General features: G+C 65.2%; 16 protein-coding genes. 12 read left to right on the top strand and 4 right to left on the bottom strand.

Features of this window, described 5'->3' with window-relative positions; genetic code table 11:
• Window positions 1-34: 34 nt before the first annotated feature.
• From VIQ49_RS10930 to groL, 3 genes are all read left to right on the top strand, one after another.
• The gene (locus tag VIQ49_RS10930) at window positions 35-1,513 is read left to right on the top strand and encodes an MFS transporter (protein ID WP_331884371.1); all 1,479 of its coding nucleotides are present in this window, start codon (window positions 35-37) and stop codon (window positions 1,511-1,513) included.
• A 177-nt stretch (window positions 1,514-1,690) separates the two neighbouring features.
• Window positions 1,691-1,990: a co-chaperone GroES gene (gene groES, locus VIQ49_RS10925; protein WP_020108749.1), complete on the top strand. Its 300-nt coding sequence runs from the start codon at window positions 1,691-1,693 to the stop codon at window positions 1,988-1,990.
• Between the two features lie 115 nt (window positions 1,991-2,105).
• Window positions 2,106-3,731 (top strand): chaperonin GroEL, encoded by a 1,626-nt coding sequence (gene groL / locus VIQ49_RS10920; RefSeq protein ID WP_331884368.1) that lies wholly within the window; start codon window positions 2,106-2,108, stop codon window positions 3,729-3,731.
• Window positions 3,732-3,926: 195 nt separating this feature from the next.
• Here the strand turns inward: groL and VIQ49_RS10915 are convergent, their stop codons facing one another.
• Window positions 3,927-4,223, bottom strand: coding sequence for a WhiB family transcriptional regulator (locus tag VIQ49_RS10915; protein ID WP_331884365.1), 297 nt, complete (start codon window positions 4,221-4,223; stop codon window positions 3,927-3,929).
• A 437-nt stretch (window positions 4,224-4,660) separates the two neighbouring features.
• On the opposite strand from VIQ49_RS10915, the gene VIQ49_RS10910 reads away from it, so the two are divergent.
• The 3 genes from VIQ49_RS10910 to VIQ49_RS10900 all read left to right on the top strand — a co-directional run bounded on the left by VIQ49_RS10910 (window position 4,661) and on the right by VIQ49_RS10900 (window position 7,133).
• Window positions 4,661-5,527, top strand: coding sequence for a hypothetical protein (locus tag VIQ49_RS10910; RefSeq protein ID WP_331884362.1), 867 nt, complete (start codon window positions 4,661-4,663; stop codon window positions 5,525-5,527).
• Window positions 5,528-5,650: 123 nt separating this feature from the next.
• Window positions 5,651-6,238: a sigma-70 family RNA polymerase sigma factor gene (locus VIQ49_RS10905; RefSeq protein WP_331884359.1), complete on the top strand. Its 588-nt coding sequence runs from the start codon at window positions 5,651-5,653 to the stop codon at window positions 6,236-6,238.
• A complete protein-coding gene (locus VIQ49_RS10900) occupies window positions 6,222-7,133 on the top strand; it encodes an anti-sigma-D factor RsdA (protein ID WP_331884356.1) in 912 nt (303 codons plus the stop codon). Before VIQ49_RS10905 ends, VIQ49_RS10900 begins: the two co-directional genes overlap by 17 nt.
• Window positions 7,134-7,214: 81 nt before the next feature.
• Here VIQ49_RS10900 and VIQ49_RS10895 read toward each other — a convergent pair whose 3' ends face one another.
• Entirely contained in the window at window positions 7,215-7,607 is a 393-nt protein-coding gene (locus VIQ49_RS10895) for a DUF5319 domain-containing protein (protein ID WP_028463465.1), read from the bottom strand.
• A gap of 219 nt (window positions 7,608-7,826) precedes the next feature.
• On the opposite strand from VIQ49_RS10895, the gene guaB reads away from it, so the two are divergent.
• The 4 genes from guaB (at window position 7,827) to guaA (ending at window position 14,101) form a co-directional block, all read left to right on the top strand.
• Complete coding sequence (gene guaB, locus VIQ49_RS10890) at window positions 7,827-9,359, top strand: IMP dehydrogenase (protein ID WP_331884350.1); 1,533 nt, start codon at window positions 7,827-7,829, stop codon at window positions 9,357-9,359.
• 96 nt (window positions 9,360-9,455) lie between these two features.
• Window positions 9,456-10,598 (top strand): GuaB3 family IMP dehydrogenase-related protein, encoded by a 1,143-nt coding sequence (locus VIQ49_RS10885; RefSeq protein WP_331884347.1) that lies wholly within the window; start codon window positions 9,456-9,458, stop codon window positions 10,596-10,598.
• 125 nt (window positions 10,599-10,723) lie between these two features.
• Entirely contained in the window at window positions 10,724-12,451 is a 1,728-nt protein-coding gene (locus VIQ49_RS10880; RefSeq protein WP_331884409.1) for a GMC family oxidoreductase, read from the top strand.
• A gap of 57 nt (window positions 12,452-12,508) precedes the next feature.
• Window positions 12,509-14,101, top strand: coding sequence for a glutamine-hydrolyzing GMP synthase (guaA, locus tag VIQ49_RS10875; RefSeq protein WP_331884344.1), 1,593 nt, complete (start codon window positions 12,509-12,511; stop codon window positions 14,099-14,101).
• A gap of 17 nt (window positions 14,102-14,118) precedes the next feature.
• On the opposite strand, the gene VIQ49_RS10870 is transcribed toward guaA, so the two are convergent.
• Both VIQ49_RS10870 and VIQ49_RS10865 read right to left on the bottom strand, forming a co-directional pair.
• Entirely contained in the window at window positions 14,119-14,340 is a 222-nt protein-coding gene (locus VIQ49_RS10870) for a hypothetical protein (RefSeq protein ID WP_331884341.1), read from the bottom strand.
• Window positions 14,333-15,694: a PspC domain-containing protein gene (locus tag VIQ49_RS10865; RefSeq protein WP_331884338.1), complete on the bottom strand. Its 1,362-nt coding sequence runs from the start codon at window positions 15,692-15,694 to the stop codon at window positions 14,333-14,335. Before VIQ49_RS10865 ends, VIQ49_RS10870 begins: the two co-directional genes overlap by 8 nt.
• 161 nt (window positions 15,695-15,855) lie before the next feature.
• Between VIQ49_RS10865 and VIQ49_RS10860 the strand changes: the two genes are divergently transcribed.
• Both VIQ49_RS10860 and VIQ49_RS10855 read left to right on the top strand, forming a co-directional pair.
• On the top strand, window positions 15,856-17,175 hold the full coding sequence (locus VIQ49_RS10860) for a PspC domain-containing protein (RefSeq protein ID WP_331884336.1): 1,320 nt from the start codon (window positions 15,856-15,858) through the stop codon (window positions 17,173-17,175).
• Window positions 17,162-17,833, top strand: a complete 672-nt coding sequence (locus VIQ49_RS10855) for a response regulator transcription factor (protein ID WP_331884333.1) — start codon at window positions 17,162-17,164, stop codon at window positions 17,831-17,833. The genes VIQ49_RS10860 and VIQ49_RS10855 overlap by 14 nt, the downstream gene beginning before the upstream one ends.
• Window positions 17,834-17,853: the final 20 nt, after the last annotated feature.

Genomic DNA, 17,853 nt, shown 5'->3' with positions numbered 1-17,853 from the left:
GACGAATAAGATGCAGATGCATATAGTTCTCCACATGTCACTCGACTCGAACCAGGACACTGCGCACCCGCGGCCCGCCGATTCCGGAGCGCCGCCCGACCATGTGACCTCCGCCGGCGGGTGGACCGGAAGAACCTGGCTACTCCTGGTTGTCCTCGCCGGAGCGTTGTTCCTCGACGGACTCGACATCTCGATGGTGGGGGTTGCGCTTCCGTCCATGGGCTCCGACCTCGGCATGGACCAATCGCAATTGCAATGGATAGTCAGCGCCTACGTGCTGGGATATGGAGGGCTGCTCCTGCTCGGCGGTCGCGCGAGCGATCTGCTCGGCAGGCGAAAGGTGTTCCTGACGGCCCTCGCGGTGTTCGGTGTGGCCTCGGTGATCAGTGCGGGCACCGAGATCAACAGCCTGATCATCGCCCTGAGGTTCATCAAGGGCGTGGCCGCGGCCTTCACCGTTCCGGCCGGACTGTCCATCATCACCACCACGTTCGCCGAGGGCCCGGCCCGTAACAAAGCGTTGTCCATCTACACCGTCTGCGGTGCCAGTGGATTCTCGCTCGGTCTGGTGTTCGGCGGGCTGCTCACCGAATTGTCCTGGCGGGCAACGCTGATCTTCCCTGGCCCGGTGGCGCTGCTGCTGCTGGTCGTCGGTGCGAGGGTGATCCCGAAGTCAGCGCCGACGAGCTTTCGCTGGGCACAATTCGACGCGGCCGGCGCGATCACGTCCACCGCGGCGCTGCTCACCCTGGTCTATGCCGTGGTCCGGGCTCCCGAGGTCGGATGGCTGGCGCCGTCGACGATCACGCTGTTCATGTTTGCCGCGCTGTTGGCCGCCGGGTTCGTGGGCGTCGAGATTCGCCATCGGCACCCGTTGTTGCGGCTCGGGATCCTGCGTTCGGTCGCACTTGTCCACGCCAACCTCTCGGCTGCCGCGATGTTCGGCGGGTACGTCTCGTTCCAGTTCGTGGTCACCCTCTACCTCCAGGATTCGCTCGGCTGGTCCCCGATGCAGATGGCACTGGGTTTCCTGCCGGCCGGGCTCCTCGTTGTGGCCAGTGCGGTGTTCATGGATCGGGTGCTCGACCGGGTTGACACCAAACTCCTGATCTCGGGCGGGTTCGTGGCCTTCCTGATCGGGTACCTGTGGTTCCTGCAGGTGGAGCCCGGGATGACCTACGTGATCTTCCTGCTCCCCACGGTGATCTTCCTCGGAGCGGGCTTTGCGGTCACCTTCCCGTCGGTGAACTCGCAGGCCACCGCAGGGGTATCCGACGAGGAACAGGGCCTGGCGTCGGGCCTGGTGAACACCAGCATCCAGATCGGTGGTGCTCTGATGATGGCGGTGATCACCGCGATCCTGGGCAGTTCCGAACCGTCTGCCCCCGGGGAACTGATCGGCGGTATGGTCCCGGCGATCACGGTGATCGCCATCCTGACAACGGTCGCGCTGGTGACATCGATCGGAGTGATCATCGCCGGACGACGCCGGACCGCGGCGGTCGCAGCTTGAGACACTTGCACCCTCGGGCCTTGAGTGCTGGCACTCGCATGTATAGAGTGCTAGTCGGCACCCAGTTCGGTTCCGGCACCCGCGACGACGGGACCGATCCAGGCGCCGTATACGTGCAAAACACAGCTACGGGTCCGCTTCGGGCCCGAACTACCCCGAAAGTGGAGGGCTCACATCGTGGCGAGCGTGAACATCAAGCCGCTTGAGGACAAGATCCTCGTCCAGGCCATCGAGGCCGAAACGACGACTGCGTCCGGCCTGGTCATCCCGGAAACGGCGAAAGAAAAGCCGCAGGAAGGCACCGTTGTCGCTGTTGGCGAAGGACGCGTGAACGAGCAGGGCAACCGGATCCCGGTCGACGTCAAAGAAGGCGACACCGTCATCTACAGCAAGTACGGCGGCACCGAGATCAAGTACTCCGGCCAGGAATACCTGATCCTGTCCGCGCGTGACGTGCTGGCAGTCGTCTCCAAGTAATTCATCGGTCTCGAGCGATCGAACCTGAATTGGATCACCGCCCCGGCGTCCCCCTGCGGGGTTGCCGGGGCGGTTTCGTTATACGTTCACTCACTTTCTAGGAGCCACAACACCCATGGCCAAGCAGATCGAATACAACGACGAGGCCCGGCGCTCGCTCGAACGCGGCGTCAACCACCTCGCCGACGCGGTCAAGGTGACTTTGGGACCCCGCGGTCGGCATGTGGTGCTGGCCAAGGCATTCGGCGGACCCAGCGTCACCAACGACGGCGTCACCATCGCCCGTGAGATCGACCTCGAGGACCCCTTCGAGAATCTCGGCGCGCAGCTCGTCAAGTCGGTTGCCACCAAGACCAATGATGTTGCCGGCGACGGCACCACCACCGCGACCGTGCTGGCACAGGCCATCATCGCCGGTGGCCTGCGCAACGTCGCCGCAGGCGCCAACCCGATCGCGCTCGGAACGGGCATCGGCAAGGCTGCCGATGCGTTGTCCGATGCCCTGATCGCCGCCGCGACCCCTGTCGAGGGCGCCAAGGCCATCGCTCAGGTCGCCACCGTGTCTTCGCGCGACGAAGAGGTCGGCGAGATGGTCGGCCGCGCGATGGAGCGTGTCGGTGTGGACGGTGTTGTCACCGTCGAGGAGAGCTCGGGTCTGATCACCGATCTGGACGTCACCGAAGGCGTGCAGTTCGACAAGGGATACCTGTCGCCGTACTTCGTCAACGACCTCGACAGCCAGGAAGCCGTCCTCGAAGACGCGCTGGTCCTCATCTACCGTGACAAGATCAGCTCTCTGCCTGACTTGCTGCCCCTGCTGGAGAAGATCGTCGAGTCCGGCAAGCCGGTCCTGATCCTCGCCGAGGATGTCGAGGGCGAGCCGCTGTCGACGCTGGTCGTGAACTCGATCCGCAAGACGATCCGCGCGGTCGCCGTCAAGGCCCCGTACTTCGGTGATCGCCGTAAGGCCTTCCTCGAGGATCTCGCCGTTGTCACCGACGGAACCGTCATCAACTCCGACATCGGCATCACTCTCGCCGAAGCCGGTATGGATCTGCTGGGCAGCGCCCGCCGGATCGTCGTCACCAAGGACTCGACCACCATCGTCGACGGCGCGGGTACCACCGAGGCCATCGCGAATCGCGCCGATCAACTGCGTCGCGAGATCGAGGCCAGTGATTCGGACTGGGATCGCGAGAAGCTCGCCGAGCGGCTGGCGAAGCTGGCCGGCGGCATCGCCGTCATCCGGGTCGGCGCTGCCACCGAGACCGCACTCAAGGAGCGCAAGCACCGGGTCGAGGATGCTGTCGCCGCGGCCAAGGCCGCCGTCGAAGAAGGAATCGTCCCCGGCGGCGGGTCCGCCATCGTGCAGGCCGCCGCAGCTGTGCTCGACGATCTCGCGAGCAGCCTCGAAGGCGATGAGGCTCTCGGCGTGCGTGTGGTCCAGAAGGCCGCACAGGCGCCGCTGTTCTGGATTGCTGCCAACGCCGGAATCGATGGCGCAGTGGTGGTCTCCAAGGTTGCCGAACTGCCTCGTGGACATGGATTCAACGCCGGCACCCTCACGTACGGCGATCTGCTCGCCGACGGTGTCGTGGATCCGGTGAAGGTGACCCGTTCGGCCATCGTCAACGCGGCCTCTGTTGCGCGGATGGTGCTGACCACCGAGAGCACCATCACCGAAAAGCCCGCCGACGAACCTGTCGGCGGCGGACACGGTCATCACGGACACGCTCACTGATTCGTGAATGTGGGGCCATTGGCCCCGACTGACTACCGACAACGGTGCCCCGGCGAAATGAGCCGGGGCACCGTTGTTTGGTCTCTATCTGAATTGTTCGGCCAAGAATAGTAACTGAAGACAATTGTCTTCAGACTGATTTCAAATGGCCGACATCATGAAGTTGTGTGTTGTTCACTGTGCGCCGAGTCGGACTCAGCTCGCGATGCGGCGTCCGACGCCACGCTTCATCAGTATCCCGCGTTCCGATTCCGACAGTCCGCCCCAGATTCCATAGGGCTCGGCCACGGCCAATGCGTGTTCACGGCAGTGGGCCACGACCGGGCACTGGTGGCAGAGTTCCTTCGCCCGACGTTCACGCTGGGCCCGGGCCCGGCCGCGTTCGCCGTCCGGGTGGAAGAACATCGATGAGTCGATTCCGCGGCACAGGCCCTTCATCTGCCAATCCCAGATGTCGGCGTTCGGTCCTGGGAGGTGGTTTGGTTGAGGCATATACTCGCTCCTCTTTGACGTGCCTTTGCGGCTTAATTGTGAGCTTTATGAAACCGATTCGACGTTTTTCCTCGTCGTCCTGCACACCGTATGCAAATGGGTGAAATGGAGTCAATAGCCTGAGAATTAGGGGCTGGCCCGGGGATAGGTTAGATCCGTGTTAACCATTCGTTTAGCGGAGAACGTCTGGTTGTTGTGGGCCACGTGCGATGCCGGTGGTGAGGGATGGTGCAATCAGTGCAGTTCATGGCATTGATCGAGATCCGTCTCGGCGCCCAAGTCCCAGAATCGGTTCGTTACGAAGGCGCGCAGGGACTGTTGCCGATTAACCTTAAGGAAACAATTCGGCCATCTCCCGTTGACATCGTGTCGATGTTCTGGCCCGCGCCGGTAAGTTAAATCTGCGCTAATTCGATTTCTACGAGCCCAGGAGAGCGATGCAGATCACACTACCTGCCATTGCGTTCGGCGGCAGTGCGAGTGTGATCGCCGTTCCGCCCGCCCACGACGCCTGGACGAGGTGGCTGCGGGCGGTTGCACTCGGTGGGCAGGGGTATTACGCGGTTGCGGCGACCGAGCTGCACCGTATGGAGAGCGACAACTGCGGCCGGGTATTGAGGTCGATCGCTGCGAGTACCCGCGCCGCTCATCTACGTCAGGGCGGACGGCACCACCGCGCGGCAGACCATGACGGTGCCGCTCTCTACATCGCGGGACAGGGAGATCTGGGTTATGCCGAGACGACGGCTGCCCATTGCGACGCGCTCACCGGACTGGCGGCCGACAACCTCGGACGGGGGATGTTCGGGGCCGCGGACATACTTCTGGGTCGGGTGGAGCGGATCCTGCGCGATCGCGAGCAAGTGCCCGCCGGGGACGTGACGGCGTGGATCTGGGGACAGCGGCTGGATCTGCGGCGGTGCTGGGTGCGCGCCGAGCTCGCCATGTTCACGTCGGACCCGGTTGCCGCCCTCGAACACGCAGCCGCTGCGCAGGCGATTGCGGTGGCGGGTCCGTCGCAGCGCCATAGGATAAAAACCGAATTGATCGGTGCGGCTGCAGCAGCGGCGGCCGGCGACGTCGGAGACGCAGCCCAGCGCGCCGAACGCGTTGCCGAGACCGCCGCCGCAGCACGGCAGTTGCCCCTGGAATGGGCGGCGGCCAAGCTGCTCGACGGGATAGGAGCGAGGGGAACCGGAGCGGGGGAACAGTGGGCGGCTCGGGCCGAGCGGGTGGGGCGTGTACTCGCCGAGCGCGGCGGGTCGATGCATCAGCGTGTCAACCGGTCGATGGGGGCTGGTTAAGCTTGCAAACGACGACCGGGGGCGAAACCACCGTGGCGCCCCGTCAGGGCGACTCGCTGGGGGATGGTCCCCGTATGAATAGTGGACATTCGGCGATAAGTAACGCGGAGACTTCAACGAGCGATGATTTTTACAGGTGACGAGTTGGACCGGGCGGTCACTGCGGCGACGCAGGGCGATCGGTCAGCTCTCTCCGATGTTTTAGAGAGTGTCCGTCCCATGGTTGTGCGTTATTGCAGAGCCCGGGTCGGAGGCGGCGAGCGACATTCGCACTCCGCTGACGACGTCGCCCAGGAGGTCTGCATGGCCGTCATGACCGCACTGCCCCGGTATCAGGACCAGGGCAGGCCGTTCATGGCGTTTGTGTACGGCATCGCTGCACACAAGGTCGCGGATGCTCATCGGTCAGCGGGCCGGAACAAGTCCGAACCGGTCGAGGAGCTGCCCGAGCAGTTGGATACCGGTAGTGGCCCCGAACAGCGGGCCATCGACTCCGACGCTGGTCGGCGGATGAACCAACTGCTCACAAAACTTCCGGAGAAGCAGAGAGAAGTCCTGGTGTTGCGAGTGGTGGTGGGACTGTCCGCCGAAGAAACAGCCGCCGCCATCGGTAGTACGGCGGGCGCGGTGCGGGTGGCCCAGCACCGGGCGCTCGCGAAGTTGAAGAAAGAGCTCATGAGAGGTGGTGAGGGTAGTGTCCAGAAAGCGTGATCGCCGGGTCGGCGGTGTCGACAAGGGATTCGGAGTCACACCCTCGCCGGATGATGCCGCGGTGGACGAAGATCTGATCCCCGTCGATCTCGGTGAAGTTCGCGCCGACGACGAGTACATCGAGGCGCTGCTCTCGAGGCCAGTTGTGCCGACGCGGAGCCGGGTCGACTATGAACTGGCCGGGCTCCTGTCGAACTGGCGCAGCGAGGTGTTGTCCGAACCGATCGGGCCGAATCCGACACTGGAGGCGGTCGAGGCCGGAATCGCCGCCGCGGCGCGGCGCAGTGACACCCACCGGCGTTCGCTTCGGATCGCCCGCTATGCCGGTGGTGCCGTGGCAGCGGTCGCCCTGGTGTTCGGTGGCGTGAGTGTGGTGGCGCACAACGCGGCGCCGGGAGATCCGCTGTGGGGCGTCAAAGAGGTGATGTTCGGCGCCGACGCGTCGTCCACTCTGGCCATGGCGGATGCCGAGGCCAACATCGAGCGTGCCGCTGCGGCATTTGCGGCCGGCGACAAGCAGGCTGCGGACAAGTACCTGAGCTCCGCCGAATCGCTTCTGGGCGATGTGAATTCCGCGAGCGACCGGGCCGCCTTGCAACGCAAGATCGACAAGTTGCGCGGATTGCTCGAGGACCAGACCACAACGCCGTCGTCGTCGGAATCGACCAGTTCCAGTCCGGTGGCGGTGCCGCCGAGCATCGTGACCACACCACCGTCGGTGACCGTGACGGTTCCGCAGGAAACGGTGACGGTCACACCCACCGAGACCGTCGTCAGCGAACCGGTGCCGTCATCGTCGGAGCCGCCGCCGACAAGTGTCAGTGAGCCGCCGCCGTCGGAGTCGACGACCACGACGACCACCACCAGCGACGTTCCCGTGGTTCCCCCGGGCTGACGCCCGCAACACGACGAGGTGACAACAAAACGGTGGTGATCGAAGCGATCACCACCGTTTTGGTCGAATCCGGATGCGGACTCAGTCGTCTTCGCGGATGTGCATCATCGCGTCGGCATAGCCGCGGCAGTAATCCCACGTCACGTACGCCTCGGGCGACGGGTCGACCGCCGGCTCGTGCGGGCGCACGGTTCCCTCGACCAGGAGCTGCAGCAGGTTTGCGCGCAGCATGTCCCAGTCGTGGTAATGGTCGAGCTGGCAGTCGTCGCAGATGACAACCAGTCCGCGGACACCGCGGCGATGGAGTAATGCCTCGTAGACGGCGAGATCGGCGAGATCTTCCTCGATCGCCATCCGTTCGGCTGCGTCCAGAGGCTCTCCGGGAGGGGCTGCATCGAGAGCTGCCGAAGGGTCCCCTCGGGGATCGTCGGCAAATGGGTCCGGTGGCAGTCCCGGTGGCAAATGGTCTCGCACCCTGACCACGGTAGTCAGCCGCACCCCACCGGCGCCACTCTGCGCGCCCATGAGACGAAAAGTTTCCGTTACCCGGATGACAGCGCGACGTTGTGCCCAGGTGTGATGGGAAGCTCTGCTGCGGTGTCAGGGGTTGCACTTTCGAGCAGATAGGATAGACCCATTCAAACGACTGTGCCTTCTCCCGTGGATGGCCCGACCGGAATGAGCGTGCCCGGAATGAACAATCAGATAGCCGGCCCAGCCCATGTTTGGACCGGTGGTGACGATCCGAACAAGGTGGCCATGCTCGGTCTCACCTTCGACGACGTCCTGCTGCTCCCAGCCGCCTCTGATGTCATTCCGAGCGACGTCGACACGTCCTCGAAGCTGACCAGGGAGATCACTCTCCGGGTCCCGCTGGTGAGTTCGGCGATGGACACGGTGACCGAGTCCCGGATGGCGATCGCCATGGCACGGGCGGGCGGCATGGGAGTGCTGCACCGGAATCTGTCGATCGAGGCCCAGGCGGGCCAGGTCGAGACGGTGAAGCGGTCCGAGGCCGGCATGGTCACCAACCCGGTCACCTGCAGCCCGACCGACACCCTGGCCGAGGTCGATTCGATGTGCGCGCGGTACCGGATCTCGGGACTGCCGGTCACCGACGCCGCCGGTGAACTGGTCGGCATCATCACCAACCGCGACATGCGCTTCGAGGTGGATCAGGACCGCCCGGTCGCCGAGGTCATGACCAAGGCCCCGCTCATCACCGCGCAAGAGGGTGTCTCCGCCGAGGCCGCGCTCGGTCTGCTGCGCCGGCACAAGATCGAGAAACTTCCCATCGTCGACGGACACGGAAAGCTCACCGGTCTCATCACCGTCAAGGACTTCGTCAAGACCGAGCAGCATCCACTGGCCACCAAAGATGCCGACGGCCGTCTGCTGGTCGGCGCTGCGGTGGGTACCGGTGGTGATCAGTGGTCCCGCGCCATGGCGCTGGCCGACGCCGGTGTGGATGTGATCATCGTCGACACCGCCCACGCGCACAATCGCCTGGTCCTGGAGATGGTCAGCAAGCTCAAGGCCGAGGTCGGTGCCAAGGTGCAGGTCGTCGGCGGTAATGTCGCGACCCGCGCAGCCGCGGCCGCCCTGGTCGATGCCGGTGCGGACGCGGTCAAGGTCGGCGTCGGTCCCGGTTCGATCTGCACCACGCGCGTCGTCGCCGGCGTCGGGGCACCGCAGATCACCGCGGTGATGGAAGCGGTCGCGGTCTGCGCACCTGCCGGGGTCCCGGTGATCGCCGACGGCGGACTGCAGTTCTCGGGTGACATCGCCAAGGCGTTGGCCGCCGGCGCATCCACCGCGATGCTGGGTTCGCTGCTGGCCGGGACCGTAGAGTCTCCCGGTGAGCTGATCCTCGTGGGCGGCAAGCAGTTCAAGAGCTACCGCGGCATGGGTTCGCTCGGCGCGATGCAGGGCCGTGGCCAGGCGAAGTCCTACTCGAAGGACCGCTACTTCCAGGACGACGTGTTGTCGGAAGAGAAGCTGGTGCCCGAGGGCATCGAGGGTCGGGTCCCGTTCCGCGGACCGTTGTCACAGGTCATCCACCAGCTCGGTGGCGGGCTCCGGGCTGCCATGGGTTACACCGGATCAGGGTCGATCTCCGAACTGCAGAAGGCGCAGTTCGTCCAGATCACGGCTGCCGGACTGAAGGAAAGCCATCCGCACGACATCACCATGACCGTCGAGGCACCCAACTACACTTCCCGATGAAGATCTGGTCGGTGCGAGCCGGCCGTCAGGGGAGGGCCAAATCAGCTGGCTGCATCGCGACTGTGTGATGCGCAGCGGCAACGAAAGGCACCATACGTGCGCGATCTTGTGGATATCGGCATGGGCAGGACTGCCCGGCGGACATTCGAACTCAGCGACATCAACATCGTTCCATCCCGCCGGACGCGTTCCTCCAAAGAGGTTTCGACCGCGTGGCAGCTCGACGCCTATCGTTTCGACACACCGATTCTGAGCCATCCGACCGACGCGCTGATGTCGCCCGAGTCGGCCGTCGAACTCGGACGCCTCGGTGGTCTCGGTGTGCTCAACGGTGAAGGTCTGTGGGCGCGGCATCGCGATGTCGAGGACAAGATCGCCCAGGTGATCGAGATCGCCGAGAACGACATCGATCCGTCGGCCGCGGTGCGCAAGCTGCAGGAACTCCATGCCGCCCCGATCGATCGGGATCTGCTGGGTCAGGCCGTCAAATCGATCCGGGATGCCGGCGTGACCACCGCGGTGCGGGTCAGCCCGCAGAACGCGGCCGAGTTGACCCCGGTGCTGGTGGCGGCGGGCGTCGAGCTGCTGGTCATCCACGGCACGATCATCTCCGCCGAGCATGTCTCCCAAGAGGATTCGGCGCCGCTCAACCTCAAGACCTTCATCGCCGAGTTGGATGTGCCGGTGATCGCCGGCGGTGTCCACGACCACCGCACGGCCCTGCACCTGATGCGTACCGGCGCGGCCGCGGTCATCGTCGGGTACGGCTCGACGATGGGATCAACCACCACCAATGAGGTGCTCGGTATCGGGGTGCCGATGGCCACGGCCATCGCGGATGCCGCTGCTGCGCGGCGCGAGTACCTCGACGAAACGGGCGGTCGGTACGTCCACGTCATCGCCGACGGTGACATCCACACCTCCGGAGAGCTCGCGAAGGCGATCGCCTGTGGCGCGGATGCCGCGGTTCTGGGCAGTCCGCTGGCAGCGTCTGCCGAGGCCCCCGGTCGCGGTTACTATTGGCCGGCCGCTGCGGCGCATCCGTCGATGCCGCGAGGCGCGCTGCTGCCGGTGTCGTCGGACGAGGGTCGTCCGACCCTCGAGACCGTTCTCCACGGACCCACCGACGATCCGTTCGGGCATCTGAACATCGTTGGCGCACTCCGCCGTTCCATGGCCAAGGCCGGCTATTCGAACCTCAAGGAGTTCCAGAAGGTCGGGCTCTCGGCCTGCGATTAGGGCTACCGGCGGAGTCGCCGCGAGACGCCTATGTGACAAGGTACGATGTCAAGGTGTCTGTATCACGCGGTAACGGTTACTCACAGCCCGAGCAGCCTGAAGCCCGCCGCGACCACGATTTCGATGTGCTGATCATCGGATCGGGGTTCGGTGGGAGTGTCAGTGCGTTGCGGCTGGTCGAGAAGGGCTACAAGGTCGGTGTCGTCGAGGCCGGTCGTCGGTTCACCGACGACCAGTTCGCCAAGACGAGCTGGCGGCTCCACAAGTGGCTGTGGGCTCCCAGGCTGGGGATGTTCGGCATCCAGCGGATCCATCTCCTCAAAGATGTGATGATCCTGGCCGGCGCGGGGGTGGGCGGCGGTTCGCTGAATTACGCCAACACCCTGTACAAGCCGCCGACGCCGTTCTTCAAGGATCCGCAGTGGGCGCACATCACGGACTGGGAGAGTGAACTCTCGCCCTACTATGAGCAGGCCCGCCGGATGCTCGGTGTGGTGACCACGCCAATCGAGACCCATGCGGATCACGTGATGCGCAAGGTCGCCGACGACATGGGTGTGGGGGATACGTTCGGTCCCACGCCCGTTGGTGTCTTCTTCGGCGAAAAGTCGGGTGGCACAGGACTTCCCGGCGAGAAGGTGGCAGATCCATACTTCGGGGGCGTCGGTCCCGACCGGACCGTGTGCACCGAATGCGGCGCCTGTATGACCGGCTGCCGGGTGGGTGCGAAGAACACACTGCTGAAGAACTATCTGGGTCTGGCCGAATCCCGAGGGGCGACGATCATCGACCGCACCACGGTGACCGGGCTGACGCAGCGCGCAGGCGGGAGTTGGTCGGTCCAGACCAGCCGGTCCGCAGCGTGGGGCCGGGTGGGCGCCCGTCGCCGGACGCTGACCGCGGGCCAGGTGATCGTGGCCGCGGGCACGTTCAACACGCAGAAGATCATGCACCTGAACAAGAACAGCGGTGCGTTGCCGGAGGTGTCCGACGCCCTGGGGCTGCTGACCCGAACCAACTCCGAGTCGATTCTCGGTGCGATGCGCCGCACGTACGATCCGGCTCAGGATTTCTCCGAGGGCATCGCGATCACCTCGTCGTTCCATCCGGCACCGGACACCCACATCGAACCGGTGCGTTATGGCAAGGGCTCCAATGCGATTGCGTTGCTGCAGACTCTGCTGACCGACGGCGAACCGGGCCGGTCGCGGCGGCTCAAACTGGTCGACAAGGTGCGTGAGGAAGGGCTGGGCAGTCTGTTCCAGCTGATCAAGCTGAGGCACTGGAGCCAGCGGACGGTGATCCTCCTGGTGATGCAGAACCGGAACAACTCGCTGACCACCTTTGTGCAGAAATTCGGTCCGTGGCGGTTTGTGAACAGCAAGCAGGGCCACGGCGAACCCAATCCGACGTGGATCCCGGCCGGCAACGAGGCGACCGAACTGGCGGCGGCCCAGTTCGACGGACTCGCCGGTGGAACCTGGGGCGACGTGTTCAACATGCCGCTGACCGCTCACTACCTGGGTGGATGTGTCATCTCGGACGACCCCGAGACCGGTGTTGTCGACCCGTACCACCGCGTGTGGAACTACCCGACGCTGCACATCACCGACGGCGCGGCGATCTCGGCCAACCTGGGTGTGAACCCGTCGTTGTCGATCTGCGCGCAGGCCGAGCGCGCAGTTGCGTTGTGGCCCAACAAGGGTGAAGCGGACAAGCGGCCCGAGCAGGGGCAAGCCTACGTCCGGATTGCGCCGACGCCGCCGATCGCTCCGGTGGTTCCAGAAGGCGCGCCGGGCGCCCTACGGCTCCCGCTGACCGTGGTGGACACGCCGCTGCAGGCAGGTGCCTGATGTCTGATCGTCTCCCCAGGGACAGATCACATCGCCGACGCGTTTAGACTGATCGGCGTGGTAGACAGCGTAGACACAGGTGTGCAAGCAGCAGCTCCGCGACCGGTACTGGTGGTCGATTTCGGCGCGCAGTACGCGCAGCTGATCGCTCGGCGGGTCCGTGAGGCCCGGATCTATTCGGAGGTTGTCGCCCATACCGCGACACTCGACGAGATCAAGGCGAAAGATCCTGTTGCACTGATACTTTCAGGCGGTCCGGCCTCGGTGTACGCCGAGGATGCGCCAGGGATCGACGGAGGTCTGTTCGACCTGGGGATTCCCGTGATGGGGATCTGCTACGGGTACCAGGCGATGGCCAACGCGCTCGGCGGTGTGGTCGCGAACACCGGCGGTCGTGAGTTCGGCAGAACCACCATGAGCACCACCGGCGGCGTGCTGCACGGAGGAACCCCGGACGAGCAGCCGGTGTGGATGAGTCACAACGACGCAGTCCAGGAGCCGCCGCCCGGATTCGTGGTCACCGCGTCGACACCGGGTGCGCCGGTTGCGGCCTTCGAATGTGTGGAGCGCCAGATGGCCGGCGTCCAGTACCACCCCGAGGTCATGCACACACCGCACGGCCAGCATGTGCTCACCCGGTTCCTCTACGAGATCGCCGGGCTCACACCCACCTGGACCGCGTCGAACATCGCCGATGCCCTCGTGGAGCAGGTTCGCAAACAGATCGGGGACGGTCTGGCCATCTGCGGACTGTCCGGTGGCGTCGACTCGGCAGTGGCCGCGGCCCTGGTCCAGCGGGCTGTCGGGGATCGCCTCACCTGTGTGTTCGTCGACCACGGTCTGCTGCGCGCCGGTGAGCGCGAACAGGTTCAGCACGATTTTGTCGCCGCGACGGGCGCCCGACTGGTCACCGTCGACGCCGAAGAGACCTTTCTGCGGGAACTCGCCGACGTGAGTGATCCGGAGGCCAAGCGCAAGATCATCGGGCGTGAGTTCATCCGGTCGTTCGAGGGTGCCGTCAGCGATGTCCTCGGTGACCGGGCCGCCCACGGTGACAAGGTGGAGTTCCTGGTGCAGGGCACCCTCTACCCGGATGTTGTCGAATCCGGTGGCGGTAGCGGTACCGCGAACATCAAGAGTCACCACAACGTCGGTGGACTTCCGGAAGATCTCGAGTTCAGTCTGGTCGAACCCCTTCGTCTGCTGTTCAAGGACGAGGTCCGTGCGGTTGGCCGCGAGCTGGGCCTGCCCGAGGAAATCGTTGCGCGCCAACCTTTCCCGGGTCCGGGGCTGGCCATCCGCATCGTCGGCTCGGTCAACGCCGAGCGTCTCGCGTTGCTTCGCAAGGCCGATCTCATCGCTCGTGAGGAACTCACGGCGGCCGGCCTCGACAACCAGATCTGGCAGTGCCCCGTGGTGCTGCTCGCCGACGTCCGCAGCGTGGGTGTCCAGGGCGACGGCCGTACGTACGGTCATCCGATCGTCCTGCGGCCGGTGTCGAGTGAAGACGCGATGACCGCCGACTGGACGCGCATCCCGTATGAGGTCCTCGAACTCATCTCGACCCGCATCACCAACGAGGTGCCCGAGGTCAACCGGGTGGTTCTCGACGTGACGAGCAAGCCGCCGGGCACCATCGAGTGGGAGTGAACTCCGGCGGCTGAGCACTACTCTGCGGGCTCTTCGTCCTGATTGCTGTGCTGTGGAGTGTTCTTGTCGTGGCGTCCGCCGCTGAAGATCAGCGCCAGTCCGACCAGGACGGCGACGGCCAGAGCGCTCCACAGCGCCGTACCCGAATTGGTGATGTCAGGGCTCCCGACGAGCCCCCACACCGCCACCAGGAGAGCCGCGATCCCGCTCAGGGCCAGGGTCGGGGAGAACTTATTCACGGGTGACCTCCACATTTCCGAGCGCGGCACTCATGTCGACGGTCAGCACGGGGCCCTTGGTTCCGTCGGTGCCGCCGTCGAGGCCGTCGGGACATTTGACTTCTCCGACGGCGACATCGCAATCGGCACGGATGTTCATGTCGGCCGGAGCAATGACCTTGAACTCGCCGACGCCGACTTCCGCGGTGACTTTTGCGTCTTCCGTGAGGTTGATGTCCGTCAGGTCGAGGGTGCCGTTGCCCATGGACACCGAATAGCTGTCTTTCAGATCTGCGGTCGTCAGCGGCTTCCAGCTGCGGTCACCGACCCCACCCGAGGGGAAGTCGATACCGCTGATCAGCGAGGCGACTACCACGAATCCGGCGACGGGTATGGCGATCGGGATCAGTCCCAGGCCGCGCCGGGTGAACGCACCGATCAGCAGCCCACTCGCGAGAACCAACAACCCCACCGAGGCGACCTCGGCCGGACTGAGCCAGTCCACAACGCTGGAGAGGCCTGCGGTCACCGCGGTCGCGATGATCGCGACGCCGAGCACAACCGGAGTGAATCGCGACGAGGGCTTCTTTTCCTCCGGGGGCGTGGGCTCGGGGAGATCCCAGGCAAATGGTGCCACTCCCAACGGATCCCACGAGGGCGGCGACGGTGGCAGTGGGGAGTCGGACGCTGTCGACGGCGGGGAATCGGATGCAGTCGCATCGGGGCCCGCGCCGGTGGGGGCGGTGCTCGTTGTCTCGTCTTTGAGCCATGATCGCGGGGTCCACCGCTGGAACTGCTCGGTAACCGGGTCGGAACCTGCGGACTCACTGCTCCACCACGATCCGGGGGTAGAAGGCGGCTGCCCGCCGGCGCGGGCGGTACCGGACTGTTGCCCGAGAGTGTCTGCGCTGGTTCCGGGTTCGGGGATCGGTGTCCGCTGGTACAGAAGCCACCATCCGAGCAGCATCAGGGCCGTTCCGGCCAGACCGCCCCCGCTCCAGGCGAGGTTGGGTTGCAGGACCAGGACCAGGATCACCAGCACGACGATGGCCGCGACGGTTGGTGGATGCGACGACGAATGCCGGAAACCATGCCACCGGCGCTGATGCCGGGTGCCGGGCTGTGAGCTCGCCGAACCCTCGGGCAATACGATCCACGCGGCCACGTAGAGCACCAGCCCTGACCCGCCGAACAGGGCTGCGACGATGAACGCGACCTTGACCAGGGTCGGATCCACCTTGTAGCGGGCACCGATGCCGGCGCACACACCACCGACCGTCGATCCGGTGGTCGCCCGGGCGGGCCGGGTCTGCCACATCTTCTGCACTTGCTTCTGCAAGTCGTCGGTACCTGTACCGGTGCCACTGGTTGCCATGTCGAACTCCGCCTCGATACATCTGTGTGCGTGCTGTTGATTCAATTCTGCGGAGCCGCGGGCCAGTGCACCATCGGGATTCACCCTGATTTGCACCCTGTCTTCACATCTGGGGTATGTCCCCGATGTGCCGCCCGGTCCGGGCATGCCAGTATCGATTGATGTCCACTGCCACGCGTGTCCACCGCCGTGATGGAGGTCGCGTCATCGGCGGAGTCGCCGGCGGTGTGGCCGATCATCTCGGCGTCGACGCTTTTCGGGTGCGCGTTGTGTTCGTGGTGCTCAGCGCGCTGGCCGGCGCCGGGATCTGCGCGTACGGCCTGCTCTGGTTCCTCTGCCCACCCGGCACCGACACGGCGCCGCCCACCAAGTCCGAACGTAGACAAGGGATCGGGCTCGCCATCGTCGGCCTGGTCGCGGTGATCCTGGTCGGGTTCGTCGCCTCGGGCACGCCGGCGCAGTTCCTCATCCCCCTGGTGGTTGTTGCCATCGGGGCGTCTCTGGTGTGGCGCGAGCTCGACTCGAGCTGGCGGCCACGATCGGCATCGGCGCGTGCGCTCACGTGGACCCGGATCGCCGGTGGCGCAACGCTGGTGGTGATCGGGTTGGTGGTGGTCGTGCTGGCGAGCAACAACAAGATCGGCGGCTTGAGTACGGTCTTGTTGGCGGTCGCAGCCACATTCACCGGCGTGATGCTGCTGACGATTCCCCTGTGGTTGCGGATGGCCCGCATGCTCGGATCCGAACGCGCTGCCCGGATCCGGAACATCGAACGTGAGGAAATTGCTGCGCACCTGCATGATTCGGTCCTGCAGACGCTGGCGCTGATCCAGAAACGGGCGGCACATTCCGACGAGGTCCAGCGGCTGGCACGCAGCCAGGAACGAGAACTGCGCAGTTACCTGTTCGGAGAGGTTGACCGACACAGTGATTCGCTGACCGCCGCCATCAAATCCGTTGCCGCCGAGGTGGAGGACCACTACGGGGTGGAGGTCGAGGTGGTGACAGTCGGCGATGTCACCGCAGACGATCCGGGGTGGACCACCGACACCAGGAGGTGGGCGGCGCTGATCGCGGCCACCCGGGAAGCTGTGGTGAACGCGGCCAAGCACTCTGGCGAACGCTCGGTCGATGTGTACGCGGAGGTCGATGTCGGGCAGATCGTGGTGTACGTCCGCGACCGCGGAGTGGGCTTTGATCCGGACGAGGTGCCCGAAGATCGTCGCGGTGTGTCGGGTTCCATCAAAGGCCGGGTGATCCGGCACGGCGGTAGCGTTGACATCAAGTCGTCGCCGGGCAAAGGCGTCGACGTCCGGATGGCCATGCCGCGCGGTGAGCACGGTGGTGAGGCGCCGGTGGAGAACGGCGATCACACGGCTGTGGATAGGGGCGGGACGCCGGGGGACAACGGCGGCGGGACGCCGGGAGACAAGAACGGCGAGATGCCGGGAGACGGAGACCAGGGACATGACCGGGCGTAGCGGACCGTACCGGGTGTTCTTGGTGGACGACCACGGAGTCTTCCGTTCCGGGGTCCGTGCCGAACTCGCGTCCGAGGCCGATGTACAGGTTGTCGGTGAGGCGGGATCGGTGGTCGATGCGATTGCCGGGATCCTGCAGTCGGCGCCGGATGTGGTGTTGCTCGATGTCCACATGCCGGCCGGTGGCGGGATCGCGGTCCTGCGGGGTGTGGCCGACGCTGCACCGAGCAATCCACCGGTGTTCTTGGCGCTCAGTGTTTCTGACGCCGCCGAGGATGTGATCGCCACCATCCGCGCGGGTGCTCGTGGCTATGTCACCAAGACGATCGACGGTGCCGAGCTCGCCGAGTCGGTGCGTCGGGTGGCCGACGGTGATGCGGTGTTCAGTCCACGTCTTGCCGGGTTCGTGCTCGACTCGTTCACCGGCCGCTCGCCGGTACCCGAGCCGCAACTCGATCCCGAACTCGATTCGCTGACCCCGCGTGAGATGGAGGTGCTGCGGTTGCTGGCCCGCGGTTTCACCTATCGCGAGATCGCGGAGGATCTGGTGATCTCGATCAAGACCGTGGAAACACATGCCTCGAACGTCCTGCGCAAAACCCAGCAATCGAACCGCAATGCGCTCACCCGCTGGGCCGTGAACCGGCACATTCACTGACTGCCCGGCACAGCCCGGCC

This window comes from Williamsia sp. (assembly GCF_036566845.1).
Classification (GTDB): Bacteria; Actinomycetota; Actinomycetes; order Mycobacteriales; family Mycobacteriaceae; genus Williamsia.
Note: the sequence above shows the minus strand (reverse complement) of the source record. Positions and strands in the feature narration are given on the sequence as shown.